The following is a 20401-nucleotide window of genomic DNA, read 5'->3' on the forward strand; positions in this document are numbered from 1 at the left end:
GGGCTCTGTTCCCACGGCCCGGGGGGACGTACCGCTCGGCGGGGGAGAGGGCGACGAGGTGGCCGGCCTCCCACTGGGGACCGACGCCGAGGGGTTCTCCCCTACCGGGGAGGGGGAGCCGCCGATCGCACCCACCTCTGATCCGGCCTGGATGCCGGCCGCCTGGGGGGCCGCACCGACGGGTGCGGGCGCGGGTGGGGGCGCGAGGTGCGTGCCCACCACGACTCCGACCAGCACCAACACACCGGCCAGCACCGCGGCCGCTCCCATGGCCACGCCGGTCCCGGCCGTACGGCGACGCGCACCGGCGGGCTCGCTCCGCGGCGGACCGATGAACGCCGGAGCAAGGGTGAGCGCGCCGGTCAGGCGATTGTCCGAGGACCGGACCAGCTCGCCACGGACAATCCCGCGGTCGACGCGGGCGGGGGCCATGCGGGCCAGCTCCCGGTACCGGCCGGCCAAGGCCACCCGCATCTCCACGAGGTCGGTGCCCAGACGCCGCAGCGCCGGCAGGTGGGCGTGTACCCCGTCGGTCACCGCCGGCTCGGTCCCCGGCTGCTGGACGCAGGCCGTCCCGGCCTGCGTCTGCTCCCGGTCGACCAGGAGCCCGATGGCGTCCTGTCGCCGCTCCGCCGTCCAGTGCGCCTCGCGCGCTCTCTCCCGGATGCGCCGCACCTCGGCCAGGCAACACGTCGCCTCCCGCAGCCGGGTCCGCCGCAGCTCCGCCGACTCCCCGTCGGCCGGCAGCCATGGGGCGGTACCGGTGCCATCCGCCGCACCGGCGCCCAGTTCACCCCGCAGCTCGGCCACGATCGCCACCAGCACGCGGATCAGCTCCTCCGCCTCCGCCATGCCCGCCTCGGCCTGCTGCTGCGCCTGTCGGGCAAGGTCGAACGCCTGCTGCGCGGCAGACCGGCGCGCAGCGGGCGGCCGGGCTCCGTCGGCTGCCCGGCTGGCTTCTTCGTGCAGGTGGGCAGCTCGTGTCAGCAGCACCGTCCGGGCCCGTGGGTCTGCTACGCGGTCGTGGATCAGCTTCTGGAGCAGGTGCCACGGAATGTCCTTCTCCGCCGAGCGGTACTCGCTCCAGCTGGTCTTTCCGGCCGGATACCGCTGAGCGAGCTCACGAACAGTGACCCCGGACGTCACCTCCTGGACGAAGCGGGCCAGGGCGTCCGCCTGCTCGGTCTCGCCCTTCAACCGCCCCTGCGGACGTCCAGCACGACCCATCCCCTGCCCCCTCCGGTGCCCACGGCCCAACCGGATCGACCAATCCCGCACTGGCCGAACCGGGAGATTGTCGATGGGCAGTCAAACACACCTCGCCGCAGGACCTCCACCGGTTCCGCTCCATCGCCGACGAGCAGGACCGCGTGGGTGGGGTCGGTGCGGCCAGTGGTGCATCCCGGGTGCTGGAAGCACCGGCCATTCGTCCTGTCCGCGGCCAAACCGGATTGTCCGCCGCCCACCTGGCCTTCGACCGGATTCTTGTGGACGGACAAACGGGCGGGCCGCACCGCGGAGTCTCCACCGGTTCTGCGGGCGACTCGGACGGGGAGCCGCTCCGGCCACCCCGTGAACAGCGCGGCGCTGCGGGTGGGACGGGCGCCGACGGCCGGGCGTAGTGGTGAAACCGTTCGGCAGGGGCCAAGCGTCTCTCGCGAATTGTCCGGAGTGCTTCGTGTGGAAAGTAACGCAGACCGCAAGACCGACGAGAAAGAGGAATAGCATGCGCAGTCAATTCGCTCTGGCCGCGGCCGGCGCCGTCCTGATGATCGCGTCCGCGGCCGGCACCGCCTCGGCCCAGGCGGCCGTCAGCGAGGGGAGCGGCGGTCCTGCCGTGATCCAGCCGATCGCCGTCAGCAGCGAGTCCCTGGCGACGGTGTGGGACAACTGCCTCCACGGCCAGGCGTGCCTGTTCTCGGACACCAACGGCGGTGGCCAGCTCTGGGTGGTGCCCAGCGCGGGATCCTTCAAGCTCGCCAACTACGGCATGGACAACCGGACAAGCGCCTTCTGGAACCGCAGTGGCGGCACCCTGAGCCTGTTCGACGGCTCCGGCTACACCGGATACCTGATCGGCGGCGGCCCCTACGGCCCGCCGGTGAACGTCCCGTGGGGAGTCAACGACAAGGCGAGCTCGATCACGCTCTACTAAGCGGTCGCCGTGCGCCGGTGGCACGAGCCGGTCGAACGACCCGTGTCACGGCGCGGCACCCGTGGAAGCCGGCTGGGCCCCTCGGATCGCGAGGGGCCCAGCCTCCCGCGGGCCGGCCCGCGCTTCGCATGACCGCTGTCGCGCCGGACCGGGGCCGTCAGCTGCCGTGCACGATCTGGATGAGATTGCCGCAGGTGTCGTCCAGCACCGCCGTGGTGACCGGGCCCACCTCCCGCGGCTCCTGGGTGAAGTGGACGCCGAGCTCGCGCAGCCGGTCGAACTCCGCCCGCACGTCGTCCACGGCGAAGGAGGCGGCCGGGATGCCGTCCTTCACCAGCGCCGCCTTGTACGGCTTCACCGCCGGGTGGCCGTCGGGCTCCAGCAGCAGCTCGGTCCCCTCGGGCTGCTCCGGCGAGACCACGGTCAGCCACCGGTCCTTGCCGATCGGGACTTCGGTCTTCTTCACGAAGCCCAGCACGTCGGTGTAGAAGCGCAGGGCCTTTTCCTGGTCATCGACGAAAACGCTGGACAGGTGGATCCTCATGACGTGCTCTCCGGTGCGTCGGGCCTGAGCCACCGGGGCGCGATGTGCTCAGGGGGGTTCGGTGTCCGCATCGTGGAACGGGCGACGTTCCTGGCGCCGGGCAAGAGGCCCCGACCGTCCCGTTTCTACCAGAAGCATCCCCGCCCGCGCGGTGTCGCGACTGCTCCGAGCTCGCCGCCACGCCGAACGGGCGACCGCGGCCGGCGACCGGTCCGCGCGCGTGGGTGCGGCCGGCCGATGACCTCCCGGCGCGCCGGGAGGTCCGCAGTCGGGTTGGCCGGTGTTTGTCCGGTCGGATCCGGGTGAGAAGAGGAGCGGGTGGGCAGAGCGTGGTCCGGGCGGTGGGTACCCCCACTCCCCGCCGTCCGGGCCCGTCCCACCACTGCTCAGAGCCCGGCCACCGTGACGTCCTCTCCCGGCGGCCGGGCGGCACGGGGCCCCCGCCCTGGCGCTCCTGACGTCCTGACCCACCGTCGCGGGCTGGCAGCGGGTGGCGGACGAGCCGGTCGAGGACCGGTGCGGGCCCTGCGGGGCACCCCCTCCTGCGGCGGACGACGGCCATTCGGCGCAGCCGGGTCCGCGCGTCGCGGGCCCGCCGAGAGCGGGCGCCTACCGTGGGCGAATGACCGACCGTCGGAACGCGAGGCCTGCCGGAGGCCGGCTCGACTACCTCGGGGCCGCCGCCGCCTTCGCCGTCTGCATGGCGGGTACCACCCTGCCCACCCCGCTGTACGGGCGCTACCAGGAGGAGATCGGCTTCTCCGAACTGATGGTGACGGTGGTGTTCGCGGTCTACGCCTTCGGGGTGATCGGCGTCCTGCTGCTCGTGGGTGACGTCTCCGACTCCGTCGGCCGCCGGCCCGTGCTGCTCTGCGGGCTGGCACTCGCCGCCTGCAGCGCCGTCGCCTTCCTCGCCGAGGGCGGGCTGCCGCTGCTCTGCCTGGGTCGCTTGCTGTCCGGCCTGTCGGCGGGCCTGTTCACCGGCACCGCCACCGCGTACGTGCTGGAGCTCGCCCCGCCCGGGCGCCGGGCCCGCGCCGGCTTCGTGGCGACCGCCGCCAACATGGGCGGCCTGGGCTGCGGACCGCTGCTGTCGGGAGTGCTCGCCGAGTACGCGCCCGAGCCCCTGGTACTGCCGTTCGTCGTGCACCTGGTGCTGCTCGCCGGGTCGTTCACCGTGACCTGGTTCCTGCCAGAGACGGTCGCCGGGGCGCGTCGGCTGCGCACCGCCCGGCCGCGCCGGCCGTCCCTGCCGCCGGAGGTCCGCGGGGTGTTCGTCCCGGCCGGGATCGCCGCGTTCGCCGGCTTCTCCCTGCTGGGCCTCTTCACCTCGGTCAGCCCGGCCTTCCTCGCCGAGAGCCTGGACGTCCACAACTCCGCGGTCGTCGGCCTCATCGTCTTCACGGCGTTCTTCGCCTCCACCCTGGGCCAGCTGCTGGTGCCCCGGATCGGTACCGCACGGGCGATCCCGCTGGGCTGCCTGGTGCTCATCGCCGGGCTGGCCCTGCTGGCCGCCTCGCTCGCGTGGACCACCCTCCCGCCCCTGGTGCTCAGCGCCGTGGTGGGCGGCGTGGGTCAGGGGATGGGCCTGCGCGGTGCGGTGGGCGAGGTCGCCGCGGCCGCTCCCGCCGAGCACCGGGGCGGCGCGCTCTCGGCGCTCTTCGTGGTCGCCTACTTCGGCATCTCGATCCCGGTGATCGGGGTCGGCCTGCTCGCCGAGCCGCTCGGCCTGGCCGACGCCGGCCTGGTCTTCGCCGGCTGCATGGCCCTCCTCGCCGGCGCCTCCGCGGTGTACCTGCTGCGCCGGGCCGGTGCGTGAACGCTGCCGACCACTGAGTGGACGGCCCCTCGACCTTCCCCTTCCCCACCATGGGCGGCTCGTGGTCCGAGCACGTCGATCTGCTCACCGGCTGCCGGACCGGGGTGACACCGTCGTCGGCGACGACGTCTGGTTCGGCCACGGCGTGATCATCGGTGCCGCCCGCCGACCGCCCCCGCCCGGCGCCCACCGGCTCCCCGGGGGCGTCAGCGGCGCGGGACGCCGCCGACGAAGTCCTTGAGGGCGTCGAGGCGGGTCCGACGGTCGGGCGGGTAGCGGCGCAGGGCGCGTTCGGCCTTGCGCGAGCCCGGTCGGTAGCGCCAACGCGCCCAGGGAGAGGCCGGTTTGGCCAGTCGCAGGACGCCGACCAGCCCGACCACGAGGGGGACCAGCAGACCGATCACACCGAGCGCCGTCTTGCCCTTGAGGATCGTGCCGACGCACAGGGCCAGGTTGACGAGCATCAGCCCGGCGAAGACGAGATGGTCGGCCGTGCCCCCGCCGATGTCGGAGAACGGGTTGAACCCGGCGACCAGCAGCAGGCCGACCGCCACCGCCAGGAACGCCGCATCGACGGACTTGCGGCCCTCCTCGGCCCAGTAGACGTCCTCCAGGTGCAGCCAGAGCGCGAACTCGTCCACGGTCAGGGCGGCGCCTGCCCCGAAGAGCACGGCCAGGAGCTGCGCCCCGGGGCTTCCCGGGCGGTACGAGAACTCGATCGCGCCCGCCACCAGCATCGCGAGGATGCCGTACACCTGGTGGTGCACGTGGGTGCCGCCGACCTCGACGTTGCGGAACGGCCCACGGCCCGCCCTGATCAGCCGGGTGACCACCCGGGTGCCCCCGAAGGTGAGCACGAACGCGCCGAGCATCCAGAGTCCGATGCCCTGGTTGGGGACGGTGACGACGAACTCGACTGTCGCGTGCTGCACGGCGGTCCCGTCCCGTCAGCCGTGGTGCGCGGGGTAGCGCGGCTGGAACTTCGCCTCGAAGGAGCGCGGCGAGCGGAAGCCACGGGACGGCCGCACAGCGGCCCCCAAGCGTCGTAGGGCGGTGGTGACCGCGGGCAGGGCGGCGCGCCGCCACCGCGGCTCTGATTCTCCCGGCACCTCGCACCTCCGCACGGCGTGGCCGACTTCACCCCCACCTCGGGCCCGGAGCCTCTTTGCTCAGCGTATCCGGATTCGGCCGCCAGGGCCGGGCGAGCCGGGCTGTCCGGCGCGGAGGACTACCCGCGAGTACGTCCGGCGGCCGCTTACCCGGCCTTCGCGGGCCGGCGCACCGACCTCATGACAATGGCCCCGGCGCGTTGAGCGCCGGGGCCATGGCAGTAGCGGGGACAGGATTTGAACCTGCGACCTCTGGGTTATGAGCCCAGCGAGCTACCGAGCTGCTCCACCCCGCGTCGATGTCTCAACTCTACGGCATCGGCGGCGGCCGGCCGACCACTTTCCGTATGACCCGGGTTCGGGCGCGCGCCGGCGCTGCCGGTCGCGCCCCACCGGGCCGCCCGCCGTGGCGAAACCACGTCATCGGACCGCTTGACGGTCTGTGGGAGCCTCCGATTACCGCCAATACAGGACAAATAGGATATTCGGGGCTGCTCGGGTGAGAAGCGTCACCCGGTGCCTGCGGTGGACCCGGGAAGAGCGGGGGATCCCCGGCATGACAGGCCGGGGCGTTCGCCGCACGGGTCGCAGGACCCGTCCGCTTCGGGACCAAGGGCCCGAATCCGGTGGACCTTCGCCCTCGTCGGGACCGGCCCGGAGGGGGCAACCGTGGACGGTCACCCGGTGAGTCCCGGGTGACGGGGCCACCCGTCCGGGTGGCCCCGACTTCTGCCGTCTACCAGGCGCACGGTGTGCGGGAGCACCGCCGTCCGCCCCGGAGGACCCGAATTCCATGTCCCGAACCATCGACAACGCCCCGTATACCGGCTTCCACCGGAGACTGGCCCTGGCCTGTTCCGGTGGGCCGCTGCTGGACGGTTACATCCTGAGCATCGTCGGCGTGGCCCTGATCGGGATGCGTCCCGACCTCGGTCTCTCCACCGCCGAGGTCAGCCTGATCGGCGCCGCCGCCCTGGTCGGCATGTTCGTCGGTGGCGCGCTCTTCGGCGTGCTGACCGACAAGATCGGCCGGGAGGTGATGTACACCGCAGACCTGTTGGTGATGGTGGCCTGCTCCGTGCTCTCCTTCTGGGTCGACACGGTGTGGGCGATCGCCGTGCTGCGCTTCGTGCTCGGCCTGGCGGTGGCCGCCGACTACCCGATCGCCACCTCGCTCCTCGCCGAGTGGCTGCCGGCCCGCCAGCGCGGCCGGCTGCTCGGGCAGCAGATCATCGCCTGGTACGCCGGTTCCGTCCTCGCCTACCTGACGGGGTATCTGTTCCTGCGGTTCGGCGGGCAGGGCAGCTGGCGCTGGATGCTGGCCAGTTCGACCGTCCTGTGCGTGGTGTTCCTGGTGATCCGGCGCGGATCGCCCGAGTCGCCGCGCTGGCTCGCCGCCCACGGGCGGGTCGGTGACGCGGTGCGCGTGGTCGAGAAGCACCTCGGTGTCCGGGTGGACGGCCGGGAGCTGATGCCCGACCCCGCCGAGGCCGGCCGCCCGGGCGGTCTGCGCCTGCTGATGACCCAGCCCTACCGGCGCCGCACGCTGTTCTGCGGCCTGTTCTTCCTCTGCCAGGTCGGCCCGCTCTTCGCGATGCTGACCTTCGGCCCGCAGATCCTCGCCTCCTTCGGCATGCCGGGCGGCACCGTGCTGGACACGCTCGGCACCGGGCTGGTGAGCCTGGTCTTCCTGCTGGGCTGCTTCCCGGCCCTTCGGCTGATCGACACGTGGGGCCGTCGCCCGGTGATCATCTGGTCGTTCGCCCTGATGATCGTTCCGCTCGCCCTGCTCGGCGTCTGGCCCGCCGCCCCGGCCGCTGTCGCCGTCATCGCGCTGTGCGCCTACGCGTTCCTGTGCGGTGGGCCCAACGTGCTCGACTGGACCTACCCGAACGAGCTCTTCCCGACCGAGATCCGTGCGACGGCGGTCGGCGTCGCGACGTCGGTGAGCCGGATCGGCGCGGCCGTCGGCACCTATCTGCTGCCCCTGTCGCTCAGCGGGCTCGGCACCGGGCCGACCATGCTGATCGCGGCCGGCACCACGGCCGTCGGCCTGCTCGTGTGCGTCCTGTGGGCCGAGGAGACGCGCGGAACGGCCCTGGGCGCGGCGAAGGGCGCCGACTCGTCGCCGGCCGAGCCGGCCCGCCGCGCGCCCGCACCGGTCGGCTGACGCCGGGCGCTCCCGACGGCCGCGCCGCACGGGCCGAGGGGAGCGCGTGATGACGCCGGAGGGGGAGGTCGACGGGATCGACCTCCCCCTCCGGCGCCCCTGCGGACGGGCCGTCAGCCGCCTCTACCGCAGGGCCGCCAGATACCCGAGGACGTCCTCGCGGCCGGTCGCCGGGGCGGTGAGGGCGATGTGGTGGTCCGGCCGGACGAGCACGAGGGCGTCGCCGGTGATCCCGTAGGCCCGGCGGGTGTCGCCGTCGGGGTCGTCGAGCGGCACCGGCCGGACGTGGCCGGGCAGTTCGGTGAGAGCGGGGCGGGTGCTCGGACCGAAACCGAGCAGCGTGAAGTGGTCGCCGGCGAAGCGGTCGAAGAGCCGGCCCGGCTCGCCGTCGGGACCGGGGCAGACGCCGTCCGGTGCCCGGTCGCCGGCCCGGAGCGGGCCGTCGAGGCGGTCTGTCGCGAGCCGGCTCCACCGGTAGCCGAGCGAGAGGCCGGTGAGGTCGCCCACCCGGCCGGCCTCGACGCCGATGCCGGGGGTGCCGATGCCTTCGGTGACGGCGGTCATGCCGGCGGTGGTGACGTCCAGGGTCCAGGCGGCGATCGGCAGGCGTTCCTCCTGGTAGGTGTCCAGCAGGGCCGGTGCGGCGAGACCGCGCAGCACGTACCCGAGTTTCCACGCGAGGTTCCAGGCGTCCTGGATGCCGGTGTTCATGCCGAGCCCGCCCGCGGTGGGGTGGACGTGCGCGCAGTCGCCGGCCAGGAGGACCCGCCCCTGGCGGTACCGCTCGGCCACCCGGACGTTGACCCGCCAGGTGGAGAGCCAGGTGGCATCGGTGAGCCTGAGGTCCGGGCGGCCGGTGTGCAGGGCGGCCAGCCGCTGGAAGCTCTCCAGCGACGGGGCGACCGCCCGGCCGTCGGCGTCCGTCTCCGGGCTCGCCTGCAGCTGCCAGCGGCGGCTGCCCTCGAACGGGCAGAGCATGAACACGCCCTGCGGTCCGAACCACTGGTGCCAGGCGCCCGGGTCCAGCCCCTCGACCTCGACGTCGCCGCAGACCATCACCGGCTCCGGGTCGCCGTCCCCGACGAACGGTATGCCCAGCAGTTTGCGCACCGTGGAGCGGCCGCCGTCACAGGCGACCAGGTACTCGGCCGAGAACCGCCCGCCGTCGGCGAGGCGGATCTCCACCCCGGCGCCGTTCTGCGTGAAGTCCACGAGCTCGGTCGCGAGTTCGACCGTCACCCCGAACTCGGCGAGCCGCTCGCGCAGCAGCCGTTCCACCCGGGTCTGCGGCAGCCACAGGCTCGCCGGGTACGGGACGTCGCCGCTGGGGCTGGCGCCGGCGAACGGCTCGGTCTCGTTGACGAACTCGCCGGCGAAGTACTTGCGGAACGGCAGGTGGGTGCGGCCCGCGGCCACCAGCCGCTCGCGGAGTCCGAGGTCGGCGAGGACCTCCAGACTGCGCGGGTTGAGCGTCTTGCCGCGTGAACCCCGGTGGAATTCGGCTGCCCTCTCGATGACGCGGACCGCGACGCCCTGCCGCGCCAGTCCGCACGCCAGGGTCAGCCCGGTCGGTCCCGCCCCCACGATCACCACGGTCGTCATGTTTGTCCGTCCTTCCGGTCCGTCGGTAGGCACCATGGAACGGCAACCGAGTAAGAAATGCAACCAGGTAACAAACATCTCCGGGTTATGATCAAGGCATGAGTCCGAGCGAGCCAGACCCGGGTCTGCGGACCCTCAAGAAGCAGCGCACCCGGCAGACCATCGCGGACACGGCCATCGCGCTGTTCCTCGACCGCGGGTTCGACCAGGTCTCGGTGGCCGAGATCGCCGCCGCTGCCGAGGTGTCCAAGCCCACCCTCTTCCGTTACTTCGGCAGCAAGGAGGAGCTGGTCCTGCACCGCTTCGCCGACCACCTCGGCGAGGCCGGGCGGGTCGTGCGCGGCCGCGCGGCCGGGCTCACCCCGCTGGACGCCCTGGAGCGTCACCACCTGGACCGGCTGGCGGCCCGCGACCCCAACACGGGGCTGACCGACGACCCCGAGGTGCTGGCCTTCCTCCGGCTGGTCTACGAGACCCCGAGCCTCTCCGCCCACCTGCGCGACTACGTCGACGCCGACACCCGCGCGCTCGCCGAGGCGTTGGACCCGGACGGGAGCGTGGCCGCCCGGCTGGTCGCCGCCCAGTACGCGGCGGTGCGCCAGGTCCTCGCCCACGCCACCTGGGCCAGGCTCGCCGAAGGGCTGGACATCGGCGACGTCGCGCGGGAGGCCACGGCCGAGCTGGCCGAGGCGTTCGCCCTGCTGCGCGGTGGCGCCGCCGCCCACGGATTCTGAGCCCGGGGCGCGCCGCCCTGCCCGTTGCCACGGTCGGGTCGGGTCAGGTCGGGTCAGGTCGTTCCGGGTACGCGGGCGTCCCGGTGGGCGGTACCTACCGGGCGTCGGCGCCCGTGGGGCTCCCGGGGGCACCCGTGACGATCAGTTCGCCGACTCTGTCCGCGAGGACCGCCAGGGCGTCCGGCGGCATCCTGTCGTCGGTGATGAACCACCCGATCTGGTCCAGGTCGGCGAAGGTGCTGAGTCCGGTGATGCCCCACTTGGTGTGGTCCGCCGCCACGGCGACGCGGCGGGCGCGGGAGAGGAACATCCGATTGGTCTGTGCCTCCGCGAGATTGGGGCTGGTCAGGCCCTGGTGCTCGGTGACTCCGTGGGTACCGAGGATCAGCAGGTCCACGTGGAGGGAGGCGATGGCGTGATCGGCGATGGGGCCGACGAGAGCCTCGGAGCGGGTCGCGCTGCCACCCGTCAGGAGCACCACGGGTGCCCGGTGGGCGGCGTCCGCCGCGCCGCGGACGAGCCGCTCGATCGGCAGGGAGTTCGTGAGGATGGTCAGGTCCGGGACGTTCAGCAGCTGTGCCGCCACGGCGTGCGTGGTGGTTCCGGCGCTGATGGCCACCACCGTGCCGGGACTGACCAGGGCCGCGGTCGCCTCGGCGATGGCGGCCTTGGCCGCGGATTCCAGGGTCGACTTCACCTCGAACCCGAGTTCTTCGCTGGTGCCGGCGGTGACCGCGCCGCCGTGGACCTTCTCCACCGCGCCGGACCGGGCCAGGGCGTCGAGATCTCGGCGGACCGTCATGTCCGACACCCCGAAGGTGACGACGAGATCGGAGACGCGCACGGCACCGTCGCGCCGGACCGCCTCCAGGATGAGAGCACGGCGTTGTTGGACGAGCAGCCCCTGGTCGGACATTCCCATACCTGTCGTCGACTCCCTCGAACGGACCGAATATAGCGCGGTAGGACCGTCGGACCACCGAGCGTGGGGAGAGCGGACCAAGGAGCCCGCCCAGGGTGCCGTCCGCCCTGCCGCGGGGCGCCGCCGGGCCCTGTGACGGCCCGGCCCGGCTCGCGGCCGGTACCGCGTCCGCCGGTGGCGCCCGTTCCGTGACGGGCGCCACCGGCGGACGGTGGTGATCAGGCCGACCCTCGGCGGCCCGCACCCCGGCGGAAGCCGCGGTGTCGTGGGTGGCACGGCGTCCGGATGCCCGTTCGCCGTGCTCCGGCTGGCGTCAGGCCGGGAGGCCGATGGGGCGCTCGCCGTTGCGGCGCTGCTGGATGACGACCGCGACGACGAGGAGCGCGCCCTGGGCGACGTTCTGCCAGAAGGAGTTGATGCCCTGGACGGTGAGGCCGTTCTCCAGGCAGCCGAGCAGGGCGACGGCGAGGAGGGTGCCGCCGATGCCGCCCTTGCCGCCCTTGAGCGCGGCGCCGCCGAGGGCGGCGGCGGTGATGGCCTTGAGTTCGAGGCCTTCGCTGCCGGAGACGGGCTGGCCGCTGCCGGTGCGGGCGGTGAGGAGGATGCCGGCGACGGCGGCGACGGTGCCGATGAGGGCGTAGACGGCGATGAGGTACTTGTTGATGTTGATGCCGGCGAGGCGGGCGGCGGTGTCGTTGCCGCCGATGGCGTAGAGGTTGCGGCCGATGTCGGTGTACTTGAGCAGGACGTGGACGGCGAGGGCCGTGAGGATCAGGATCCAGACCATGACGGGCAGGCCGGCGATCTTGCCGCGGCCGAGGAAGATGAAGATGTCGTTGTTGAGGACGTAGCCCTGGGCGCGGCCGTTGGAGAGGAGCTGGGCGAGGCCCTTGTAGGCGGCGAGACCGGCGAGGGTGGCGATGGTGGGGTTGACGCGCCCGTAGACGATGACGACACCGTTGAGGATGCCGATCAGGATGCCGACGCCGACGGCGGCGGCCATGCCGGCGAGGGCGTTGGAGCCGGCGCTGGTGAAGGCCATCGCGGAGACGACGGAGGCGACGCCGGCCTGGGAGCCGACGGAGATGTCGAGGCCGCCGCAGATGATGACGACGGTCTGGACGACGGCGAGCAGGCCGGTGATGGTCGCGGCTTCGGCGATGACCTGCATGTTGTTCAGGCTGAGGTAGTTGTCGTTGAGCACCCCGAACAGGGTGAGCACGACGACCAGGGCGCCGATCAGGCTGAGGTTCTGCCCGCCGACCGAGGCCAGGACCTTCGGTGGGACCGCGGACCGGCGCGGGGCGTGGCCGCCCTTCTTGGCGGACGGCGTGGTGCTGGTGGTGGTGCTCATACGGAAGCTCCGGGGGCGGGGGCGGGCGTGGTCGCGCCGGCGAGGTCGTCGGTGGTGGTCAGGTCGTCGGCCATGGCGAGGTTGAGGATGGCTTCCTCGCTGGCCTCGGCGCGGCTCAGCTCGCCGGTGATGTGGCCGTTCTGCATGACGAGGACGCGGTCGGCGAGGCCGAGGACCTCGGGGAGTTCGGAGGAGATGACGAGGACGGCGACTCCTTCGGCGGCGAGGTCGGCGATGATCTGGTAGATCTCCGCCTTGGCGCCGACGTCGATGCCGCGGGTGGGCTCGTCGAGGATGAGGACCTTGGGCTTGCGGGCGAGCCAGCGCGCGAGGACGACCTTCTGCTGGTTGCCGCCGGAGAGCTTGCGGACCTCGTGTTCGATCGAGGGGGTGCGCACCCGCAGCCGGTCCGTGTACTGCTGCGCGAGGTCGCGTTCGGCGGCGCGGCGCACGAAGCGGAAGCGGCGCAGGCGCTCCAGGACGACGAGGGAGGTGTTGTCGCGGATGGAGCGGTGCAGGAACAGGGCCTGGGCCTTGCGCTCCTCCGGGGCGAGGCCCAGGCCGGCGCGGATGACGGCGCCGGGGTTGCCGGTGGGCAGGCGCTTGCCGTCGAGGGTGACGGTGCCGGAGTGGATCGGCAGGTCGCCGGCGAGGGCGAGGGCGAGTTCGGAGCGTCCGGCGCCGATCAGGCCGGCCAGGCCGACGACTTCGCCGGCGTGGATCCGCAGGTCGATGTCGCGCACCGCGTCGGTGGTGACGCCTCGGACGTCGAGGACGAGGCGGTCGGTGGCGACCTGGGCGCGGGAGAACATGGTGGTCAGGTCGCGACCGACCATGAGGCGGACGAGGTCGCCCTCGGTGGTGGTGGCGGCGTCCTGGACGCCGGCGAGCGTGCCGTCGCGCAGGACGGCGATGCGGTCGGCGAGTTGGAAGATCTCCTGCATGCGGTGGGAGACGTAGACGACGGCGACGCCGTCGTCGCGAAGGCGGCGGATGAGGGCGAACAGCGCGTCGACCTCGTGCTCCGACAGCGAGGAGGTGGGCTCGTCGAAGGCGATGACCTTCGCCTCGCCGGTGAGGGCGCGCAGGATCTCGACCAGTTGGCGTTGGGCCGGGGTGAGTTGGGAGCCGAGCAGGTCCGGGTCCAGGACCTTGTCGAAGCCCAGACGCTTGAGGTCGGCGGTGATGCGGCGGCGCAGTTCGGCGCGGTCCAGGCGCCGGCCGGCGGTGCGGGGCAGGGATCCGGCGTAGACGTTCTCGGCGACGGAGACGTGCGGGATGATCTCGGGTTCCTGCGGGATGATCCGGATCCCGGCAGCGCGCGCCTGGGCGGGGGAGGCGAGGTCCACGCGCTTGCCGTCGAGGAGGACGTGACCCTCCGTCGGCTGGTGGTCGCCGGTGAGGATCTTCAGCAGGGTGGACTTGCCGGCGCCGTTCTCGCCCATGAGGGCGGTGACCTGGCCGGGTGGGAAGTCGAGGGTGACACCGCCGAGGGCCTGGACCGCGCCGAACCGCTTGGTGACCTGGTGGACGCCGGCGCTGCCGGCGGTGGGCGGACGGGGATCCGGGTTCGCGTGGTGGGCTGGGCTCATCGGGGTCACCTCGGAGTGGTACGGGAGGGTTGAGGGGGCTCGCGACCGGTGCACCGTGGTCGCGAGCACGGGGCAGCAGCACGGGGCAGCAGCGCGGGAAGGCGCGCGGGCAGGAGCACGGGGTGGCGCGCGGGAAGCAGCGCGGGGCGGCGCCCCCCGGCCCGGCGGGGTGGTTGCCCGGCCGGGCCGGGGGGAACCGGCCTGCCCGGGGTGTCAGCTACAGGTGACGCCGGCGTTCTGCCAGGTGGTGGGGTCGACCATGGTGGTGGGGGCGAAGGCCTCCTTGGGGAAGTCCTTGCTGTTCTTGAGCTTGTCGTACATGGTCTGGACGGCGAGGGCGCCGACGTCCTTGCCGTTGATGAACAGGGCGGCCTTCATGCCGGTGGGCTTGCTGCCGCTCCAGTTCTTGCAGGCGAGGTAGGCGCCGAGGCCGACGCCGATGACGTTGTCGGCACTGATCCCGGCGTTCTGCAGCGCGGTGACGCCGCCCTGGACGTTCTCGTCGTTGCAGCCCCAGACGACCCAGTGCTTGACGCCGGCGTTGGCGGTGATGGTCGCGGCGATCTTGTCCTGGGCGCCGGTGGGGGTGTTGTCGGTGGCGACGTCGATGCTCTGGACGCCGGGGACGGCGGCCCCGAAGGACTCCTTGGCGCCCTTGATGCGGTCGCCGCAGACGGTGACGTCCTGCTTCCAGGCGGAGATGACCCGGGTGTCGGCCGGGTTCCAGCCGGCCTTCTTGAACTCCTCGCCGGCGCGCTTGCCGACCTCGGTGCCCATCTGCTGGCCGGAGAAGCCGATCCGGGCGACCAGGTCGTCCTTGGCGCAGGCGGCGGGGTCGGGGCCGGTGGCGCAGATCTGGTCGTCCGAGGTCAGCAGGGCGACCTTGGCGTCCTTGGCGGTCTGCACGACCTGCGGGCCCACGGCCGGGTCCGGGACGACGATGATCACGCCGTTGGTCTTCTGCGCGATCGCGGACTGGACCTCGCTGATGGTCTTGTTGGCGTCACTGCCCAGGTTGACGACCTTCAGGTCGACGCCCAGCTCCGCGGCCTTGGCCTTCGCGCCGGCCGCCTCCCCGACGAAGTACTCCTGGTCACCCTGCTTCTGCAGATAGGTGATCGAGATCTTCCCGCTGACCGGCGCGACCGAGGCGTCGCCTCCGGCAACGGACTCCTGACCCGTCGAACACGCGGTCGTCAGGCCCACAGCGAACAACAGACCGGTCGCGGCAACAACACGGCTGGCAGGACGGAACATGAGGGTGCTCCTTAGGGTGGGCGGCGACTCCGGCGCCCACAAAGCGTCGAGGGGAACTGCCCGTTCGGATCTCCGGGCGGACGTGGGAGCTGATCGGCCGTGCTTGCCCGGCCATAGGTTCGGCCGTACGAGAGAAGCGTCAGCATCCACCAATAATCAACACGGTCAAACGGGATGGCACATATGACATCCCTGTTGCGGTACAGCGTCAAGTCGAAGTCGGGGACGAGACCAGCTTGTAACCTGTTGCCCCTTGGGTGTGGTGCCCCCCAGGGGTGGGTCGGCGGCCTCGCCCGGCCGGGTGCCCGACTCACGAGTGTGTTGACTTCTGTGTACTCTCGTTTGAATATGAGCGCGATGCTCGCTCAGGCCGGGTAGCCGACACGGGGGCCCCGTAGAGAAGGAAGCCATGATCAAGACGTCGGACAAGCTCGCGGACGGCCGCGAGCTCCTCTACTTCGACCCGGAGGAGGCCGTTCCCCGGGAGCCCTCCGTCGACCGGCGTCCGCTGGAGCCGGCGGTCAGCCTGTCCGAGATCCGCCGCGACCCGACCACCGGCAGCTGGGTGACGGTGGCCGCGCACCGACAGGCCCGCACCTACCACCCACCGGCGGACGAGTGCCCGCTCTGCCCGTCCCGCGAAGGCAGGCTCAGCGAGATCCCGGCCTCCGACTACCGAGTCGTCGTCTTCGAGAACCGCTTCCCGTCGCTGGCCGGTGGCGCCGACCCCGAGCTCCTCGGCCACCCGGTGGCCGAGTCCGCCGCCGGCACCGGGCGCTGCGAGGTCGTCTGCTTCACCGCCGACCACGGCTCCTCGTTCGCCGACCTGACCGAGTCCCGGGCCCGCCTCGTCCTCGACGCCTGGACGGACCGGACCGCCGAACTGTCCGCGCTGCCCGACGCCAGGCAGGTGTACATCTTCGAGAACCGCGGCGCCGAGATCGGCGTCACGCTCGCCCACCCGCACGGACAGATCTACGCGTTCCCCTTCATCCCGCCGCGCACCGTCCGGATGATCGAGCAGGCCGGCCGGCACCGCGCCGCCACCGGCCGCAACCTCTTCGAGGACGTGCTGGCCGCCGAACGCGCCGACCCGGTGCGGGTGGTGCTGGCCGGCGAGCACTGGACCGCCTTCGTGCCGTTCGCCGCCCGCTGGCCCTACGAGGTGCACCTCTACCCCAACCGCCGGGTCGCCGACCTGACGCACCTCGACGAGGCCGAGCGCGCCGAGTTCCCCGGCCTCTACCTGGAACTGCTGCGGCGCTTCGACCGACTGTTCGTCGAGGAAGGCCGGCCCGGGCAGGCCCGGCCGACGCCGTACATCGCGGCCTGGCACCAGGCACCCGCCGTGGACGGCGACGAACTGGCGCTGCACCTGGAGCTGTTCACGATCCGCCGTACGGCGGGCAGGCTGAAGTTCCTCGCCGGCGTGGAGTCGGGCATGGACGCGTTCGTCAACGACGTGTCGCCGGAGGCGGCCGCACGGCGCCTCCGAGAGGTCGCCTCATGAGGACGTACCCGGCCACGGGTGGCGCGCGCCGGATCGCCTGACCGGCCCGCGCCGCCGGCCGGGCCCCGGCGGGCTCCAGCGGCACGGGTCTCGTTCAGCTGCGGCGGGACACCGCGACGCCGGCCAGGCAGAGCGCGCCGCCCGCCAGGGCCAGCGGTGCGGGTGCCTCACCGAGCAGCAGCCAGGCCATCAGCACGACCAGGGTCGGCACCGAGTAGGTCGTCGCCCCCATGCGGGCCGCGGTCGTCCGGGAGACGGCGTAGGCCCAGGTGGTGAACGCCAGCGCGGTCGGGAACAGGCCCAGGTACACCACGTCGAGTGTCGCGGACGGCGGCGCGGCCGCCAGGTCCGACACCAACTGCGGGGCGAAGGGCAGGCAGGCCACCGCGCCGATCAGACAGCCGAACGTCGTCACCTGGAGCGCGCTGGCGTGCCGCAGCGCGGGCTTCTGGCTGACCACCCCTGCCGCGTAGGCCACGGCCGCGAGCAGACACAGCACGATGCCGCGCACCGAACTGCCGCCCCCGCCCGACATGGAGAGGCCCACCACGACGGCCCCGGCGAGCGCGACCGCCATCCCGGCCAGCAGCCTGGGCGGGAGCCCCTCACGCAGCAGCCAGCCGCCGAGCAGGGCGATCAGCACCGGACCGATGCCGACCAGCATCGCCGCCGTGCCCGCGTCGACCTCCTTCTCGCCCCAGTTCAACACGACCATGTACATCCCGAACCAGAGCACGCCCGAGGTGACTGTCCCCGGCCAGGCCGCGCGCGGCGGCAGGCCCTCCCGGCGGTACACCAGCAGGCCGAGCAGTGCCACGGCTCCCACCAGCAGCCGACCGAGCGCGAGCGATCCGGGCCCGAAGTGCTCGCCCGCACTTCGGATCGCCACGAACGCGGACGCCCACAGCACCACCGTCGTCGAGGCCGCCGCCAGTGCCTTGCCGTCCTTCGGGGCCACGCCCGTTGCTGAAAGGTCCATGCCGGAGAACCTACGGCCTGCACCGTTCGGTCCCCACCGAAATATCGACGGGTCCGGGCGCTCCCCGGTGTGGCCGGTCCCCTCGGGGCGGCCGCTCCTCAGCCGTCGCCCGGGGTGCCGCGCCCGGCGCTGCGCTCCTCGACGAAGTGCTTGAAGCGACGCAGGTCGCCACTCACCATGCGATCGAGCACACCGAGCTTGTCGGCGGCCTTCTCGGCCAGTCCGGTGGGCTGGAACTCCATGATCATCGTGACGCGCGTACGGGTCGCGTCGATCGGTCGCAGGGAGACCGTGCCGGTGTGCTTCACGTTCTTGCTGCTGGTGCGCCAGGACACCCGCTCGTCGGCGACGCGTTCGGTGATCTCGGTCTCGAACTCACGGGACAGCCCGGCGATCTTCGTCCTCCAGTGGGCGTGCAGGTCGTCGAGCTGCCTGACCTCCTCCACGCCCTCCATGAACTCCGGGAAGCGCTCGAAGCTCGTCCACTGGTCGTAGACGACGCGGACCGGCACGTCCACGTCGATCGACTCCTCCACCCTGCCCATCGCTACACCCACCTCCACGCCGTCCGGGCGCTCTGCCGATGCACGGTCCCCCGGGGCGGAGGACCGCCGGCAGCGCCACCACGAATGTCCGCCCTGCGGTGGGCGACGGCAACCCGCCCGCCCGGGGTGTCCGGCGCTCCCGGGGCCGTGCGTGGTCGAGGGCCGGCGGGTGGCTGCGAGGTCCGGACGGCTGTCGACCGGGTGGCGTTCGACCGATCGAAGGAACGAGCGGCCCGCACCCGCCCTTCCGCCGATGGTGTGTCCCCCTCCTGCGTCCGGGCCCCTCCGCGGCCCGGAGGTGAGGGCGGTCGCGGTCGTGCCGGCAGTCGCCCCGCGGGGATGGGTTTGGGGGGCCGAATCGAGGTGAGAAGAGGACGCGGTGGGTGCGCCCGCCGAGCCCGGACGGCGGCCGTCCCCCCTCGCCCGCCGTCCGGGCCGGGTCACCCCCGGCCGGATCGGGCCGGACGCGGAGCGTCGGCGGGCCCGGACTCCCGGACGTCCCAGATGTGGAACCGTGCGGCATCGCCCACGATGTGCCCTCCGGGTTCGTACGACCGCCTGGACCGGCGTCGGCACAGGGCCGGTCAAGGCCGGGCCACTTGCTGTTCAAGGGCTGCCCAAATAATCGTGCACTCTCCCCTTGAAAGTGTGATGACATGTGTAGTCCCTGTGGCGCTCCTTGCCGCAGGGGAGGGAACGGCCTGTCCCACGAACCAGGCCCAGTCACACAGGAGATGCAGCATCAACACCGCCATCCGCCGGGCCGCGCGCGGCGTCCTGCCCGTCGCCGTCAGCGCCTCCGTCCTCGCAGCGGGTCTGACCGCCTGCGGCACCGTCGAGCAGCTCACTGCCGCTCAGAAGGTGAGCAAGGCCTTCGGCAAGCTCGGCGACAGCAAGGCCGCCGGCCTCACGATCTCCCTGGACGCCTCGCCCGAGCAGATCGTCGCCTTCGGCGACGCCACCGGGGACAAGATCGAGCAGAAGAGCGCCGAGGCGCTGTCCGGTCTGAGCATCTCCGTCGCGATGGCTGCCGACAAGCCCCTCAAGGACCTCGACTCCTTCAAGAACGCGCAGGGCGCGGGCACGGGCAAGGACGTGACGCCGGACAAGTCGCTGCGCGTCTCCTACCTGCTGTCCGACAAGAAGGGCACCGCGCTCCTCGAGTACCGCCAGGTCGACGCCAAGGCGTATCTGCGCGTGGACGCCAAGGGTCTGGTGAAGCTGGTCGGCGAGGACCCGGCCGAGGTGGACGCGGTCAGCAAGGACCTGTCGGCCGAGCTGAACCCGGTCAAGGACGTGCTGGCCGGCAAGTGGGTCTCCTTCGATCTTCAGGAGCTCGCCGACCGGGCCGAGAAGCCGGCCGCCGCCAAGTCGCCCGCCCCGTCCGGCAGGCCCACGCTGGACCCGGACACCGCCAAGCAGCTGACCGACTCGCTGAAGGACGTCTTCTCCCGCACCGTCACCTTCGACGACAAGGGCAAGAAGGACGGCGTCGAGCACCTCCTGGTGAGCGCCCCGGCCCGCCGGCTGACCGACGAGCTGCTGAAGGCGCTCAAGCCGCTGTCCACGAAGTTCCCCGAGCAGTTCGACAAGCTGCCCACCAGGGCCCCGGCCGACCTGCCCGACACCGCGATCGGCGTCGACCTGTACCTGAAGGGCGGCAGGTTCTCCTCGGCCACCTTCGACCTCGCGCAGCTGGAGCCCAAGGCCGGCCCGGGCCACGCCGTCCCGGTCAAGCTCGCGTTCAGCGAGTCCGCCCCGGCGGTCCAGGCGCCCGCCGACGCGGTCAGGATCACCGACAAGGACATCCGGAACGCGGTGCTCTCGCTGGCGAGTGCCACCGCTGGCGAGGACGACGCCGCCCCCGGCGGCTCCGGCGAGCCGCTCGCCCCCGGCAAGCCGCTGACCGACGCCCAGGTCAAGGAGCTCACCGGCCTCGGCATTCCCGAGGAGCAGGTCCGGCTCTTCAACGGGCTCGGCATGGACTACGAGGAGATCAAGAGCTTCGCCCGGGACCCGGTGGTGGCGGCGCCGGTTCAGATCCCGGCGGCGAGCTTCAGGGTGATCGCCCCGGCGATGATCGAGGCGAACGAGAGCAGCTTGGGGAGA

Annotated in this window: 15 protein-coding genes, 1 tRNA gene and 1 pseudogene; 7 read left to right on the forward strand and 10 right to left on the reverse strand. The window is 72.4% G+C overall.

What is annotated here, in order from left to right; genetic code table 11:
• The first annotated feature begins 1726 nt into the window (after positions 1–1726).
• The gene (locus AB0J08_RS27020) at positions 1727–2155 is read left to right on the forward strand and encodes a peptidase inhibitor family I36 protein (RefSeq protein WP_360639551.1); all 429 of its coding nucleotides are present in this window, start codon (positions 1727–1729) and stop codon (positions 2153–2155) included.
• Positions 2156–2312: 157 nt separating this feature from the next.
• Here the strand turns inward: AB0J08_RS27020 and AB0J08_RS27025 are convergent, their stop codons facing one another.
• Positions 2313–2699 (reverse strand): VOC family protein, encoded by a 387-nt coding sequence (locus tag AB0J08_RS27025; protein WP_360639554.1) that lies wholly within the window; start codon positions 2697–2699, stop codon positions 2313–2315.
• Between the two features lie 622 nt (positions 2700–3321).
• Between AB0J08_RS27025 and AB0J08_RS27030 the strand changes: the two genes are divergently transcribed.
• Both AB0J08_RS27030 and AB0J08_RS27035 read left to right on the forward strand, forming a co-directional pair.
• On the forward strand, positions 3322–4518 hold the full coding sequence (locus tag AB0J08_RS27030) for an MFS transporter (protein WP_360639557.1): 1197 nt from the start codon (positions 3322–3324) through the stop codon (positions 4516–4518).
• Positions 4518–4663, forward strand: a pseudogene (locus AB0J08_RS27035) (antibiotic acetyltransferase); the annotation flags it as partial. The gene AB0J08_RS27030 and the pseudogene AB0J08_RS27035, both read left to right, overlap by 1 nt.
• A 61-nt stretch (positions 4664–4724) precedes the next feature.
• Here the strand turns inward: AB0J08_RS27035 and AB0J08_RS27040 are convergent.
• Together AB0J08_RS27040 and AB0J08_RS27045 are read right to left on the reverse strand one after the other, a co-directional pair.
• On the reverse strand, positions 4725–5450 hold the full coding sequence (locus AB0J08_RS27040; protein WP_360639560.1) for a hypothetical protein: 726 nt from the start codon (positions 5448–5450) through the stop codon (positions 4725–4727).
• A 399-nt stretch (positions 5451–5849) separates the two neighbouring features.
• Positions 5850–5923: transfer RNA gene (locus tag AB0J08_RS27045), tRNA-Met, on the reverse strand.
• A gap of 497 nt (positions 5924–6420) precedes the next feature.
• On the opposite strand from AB0J08_RS27045, the gene AB0J08_RS27050 reads away from it, so the two are divergent.
• Complete coding sequence (locus AB0J08_RS27050) at positions 6421–7797, forward strand: MFS transporter (protein ID WP_360639563.1); 1377 nt, start codon at positions 6421–6423, stop codon at positions 7795–7797.
• 123 nt (positions 7798–7920) lie between these two features.
• Here the strand turns inward: AB0J08_RS27050 and AB0J08_RS27055 are convergent, their stop codons facing one another.
• A complete protein-coding gene (locus AB0J08_RS27055) occupies positions 7921–9399 on the reverse strand; it encodes an FAD-dependent monooxygenase (RefSeq protein ID WP_360639566.1) in 1479 nt (492 codons plus the stop codon).
• 98 nt (positions 9400–9497) lie between these two features.
• Between AB0J08_RS27055 and AB0J08_RS27060 the strand changes: the two genes are divergently transcribed.
• Positions 9498–10133 carry a TetR family transcriptional regulator gene (locus AB0J08_RS27060; RefSeq protein WP_360639569.1) on the forward strand — a complete coding sequence of 212 codons (636 nt, stop codon included), beginning with the start codon at positions 9498–9500 and terminating at the stop codon, positions 10131–10133.
• Between the two features lie 94 nt (positions 10134–10227).
• Here AB0J08_RS27060 and AB0J08_RS27065 read toward each other — a convergent pair whose 3' ends face one another.
• The 4 genes from AB0J08_RS27065 to AB0J08_RS27080 all read right to left on the reverse strand — a co-directional run bounded on the left by AB0J08_RS27065 (position 10228) and on the right by AB0J08_RS27080 (position 15258).
• Complete coding sequence (locus tag AB0J08_RS27065) at positions 10228–11049, reverse strand: DeoR/GlpR family DNA-binding transcription regulator (protein WP_360639597.1); 822 nt, start codon at positions 11047–11049, stop codon at positions 10228–10230.
• Positions 11050–11368: 319 nt separating this feature from the next.
• Positions 11369–12409: an ABC transporter permease gene (locus AB0J08_RS27070; protein WP_360639572.1), complete on the reverse strand. Its 1041-nt coding sequence runs from the start codon at positions 12407–12409 to the stop codon at positions 11369–11371.
• The gene (locus tag AB0J08_RS27075) at positions 12406–14001 is read right to left on the reverse strand and encodes a sugar ABC transporter ATP-binding protein (protein WP_360639575.1); all 1596 of its coding nucleotides are present in this window, start codon (positions 13999–14001) and stop codon (positions 12406–12408) included. The genes AB0J08_RS27070 and AB0J08_RS27075 overlap by 4 nt, the downstream gene beginning before the upstream one ends.
• A 213-nt stretch (positions 14002–14214) precedes the next feature.
• Entirely contained in the window at positions 14215–15258 is a 1044-nt protein-coding gene (locus AB0J08_RS27080; RefSeq protein ID WP_360639579.1) for a substrate-binding domain-containing protein, read from the reverse strand.
• Between the two features lie 409 nt (positions 15259–15667).
• Between AB0J08_RS27080 and galT the strand changes: the two genes are divergently transcribed.
• Complete coding sequence (galT, locus tag AB0J08_RS27085; RefSeq protein WP_360639582.1) at positions 15668–16768, forward strand: galactose-1-phosphate uridylyltransferase; 1101 nt, start codon at positions 15668–15670, stop codon at positions 16766–16768.
• A 94-nt stretch (positions 16769–16862) separates the two neighbouring features.
• On the opposite strand, the gene AB0J08_RS27090 is transcribed toward galT, so the two are convergent.
• Positions 16863–17747 carry a DMT family transporter gene (locus AB0J08_RS27090; protein WP_360639585.1) on the reverse strand — a complete coding sequence of 295 codons (885 nt, stop codon included), beginning with the start codon at positions 17745–17747 and terminating at the stop codon, positions 16863–16865.
• A 98-nt stretch (positions 17748–17845) separates the two neighbouring features.
• Positions 17846–18292, reverse strand: a complete 447-nt coding sequence (locus AB0J08_RS27095; RefSeq protein WP_360639588.1) for an SRPBCC family protein — start codon at positions 18290–18292, stop codon at positions 17846–17848.
• A gap of 669 nt (positions 18293–18961) precedes the next feature.
• On the opposite strand from AB0J08_RS27095, the gene AB0J08_RS27100 reads away from it, so the two are divergent.
• Positions 18962–20401 (forward strand): hypothetical protein (locus AB0J08_RS27100; RefSeq protein WP_360639591.1); only part of this gene is annotated, 1440 nt, incomplete at its 3' end.

The organism is Kitasatospora sp. NPDC050463 (genome assembly GCF_040655255.1).
GTDB lineage: Bacteria > Actinomycetota > Actinomycetes > Streptomycetales > Streptomycetaceae > Kitasatospora.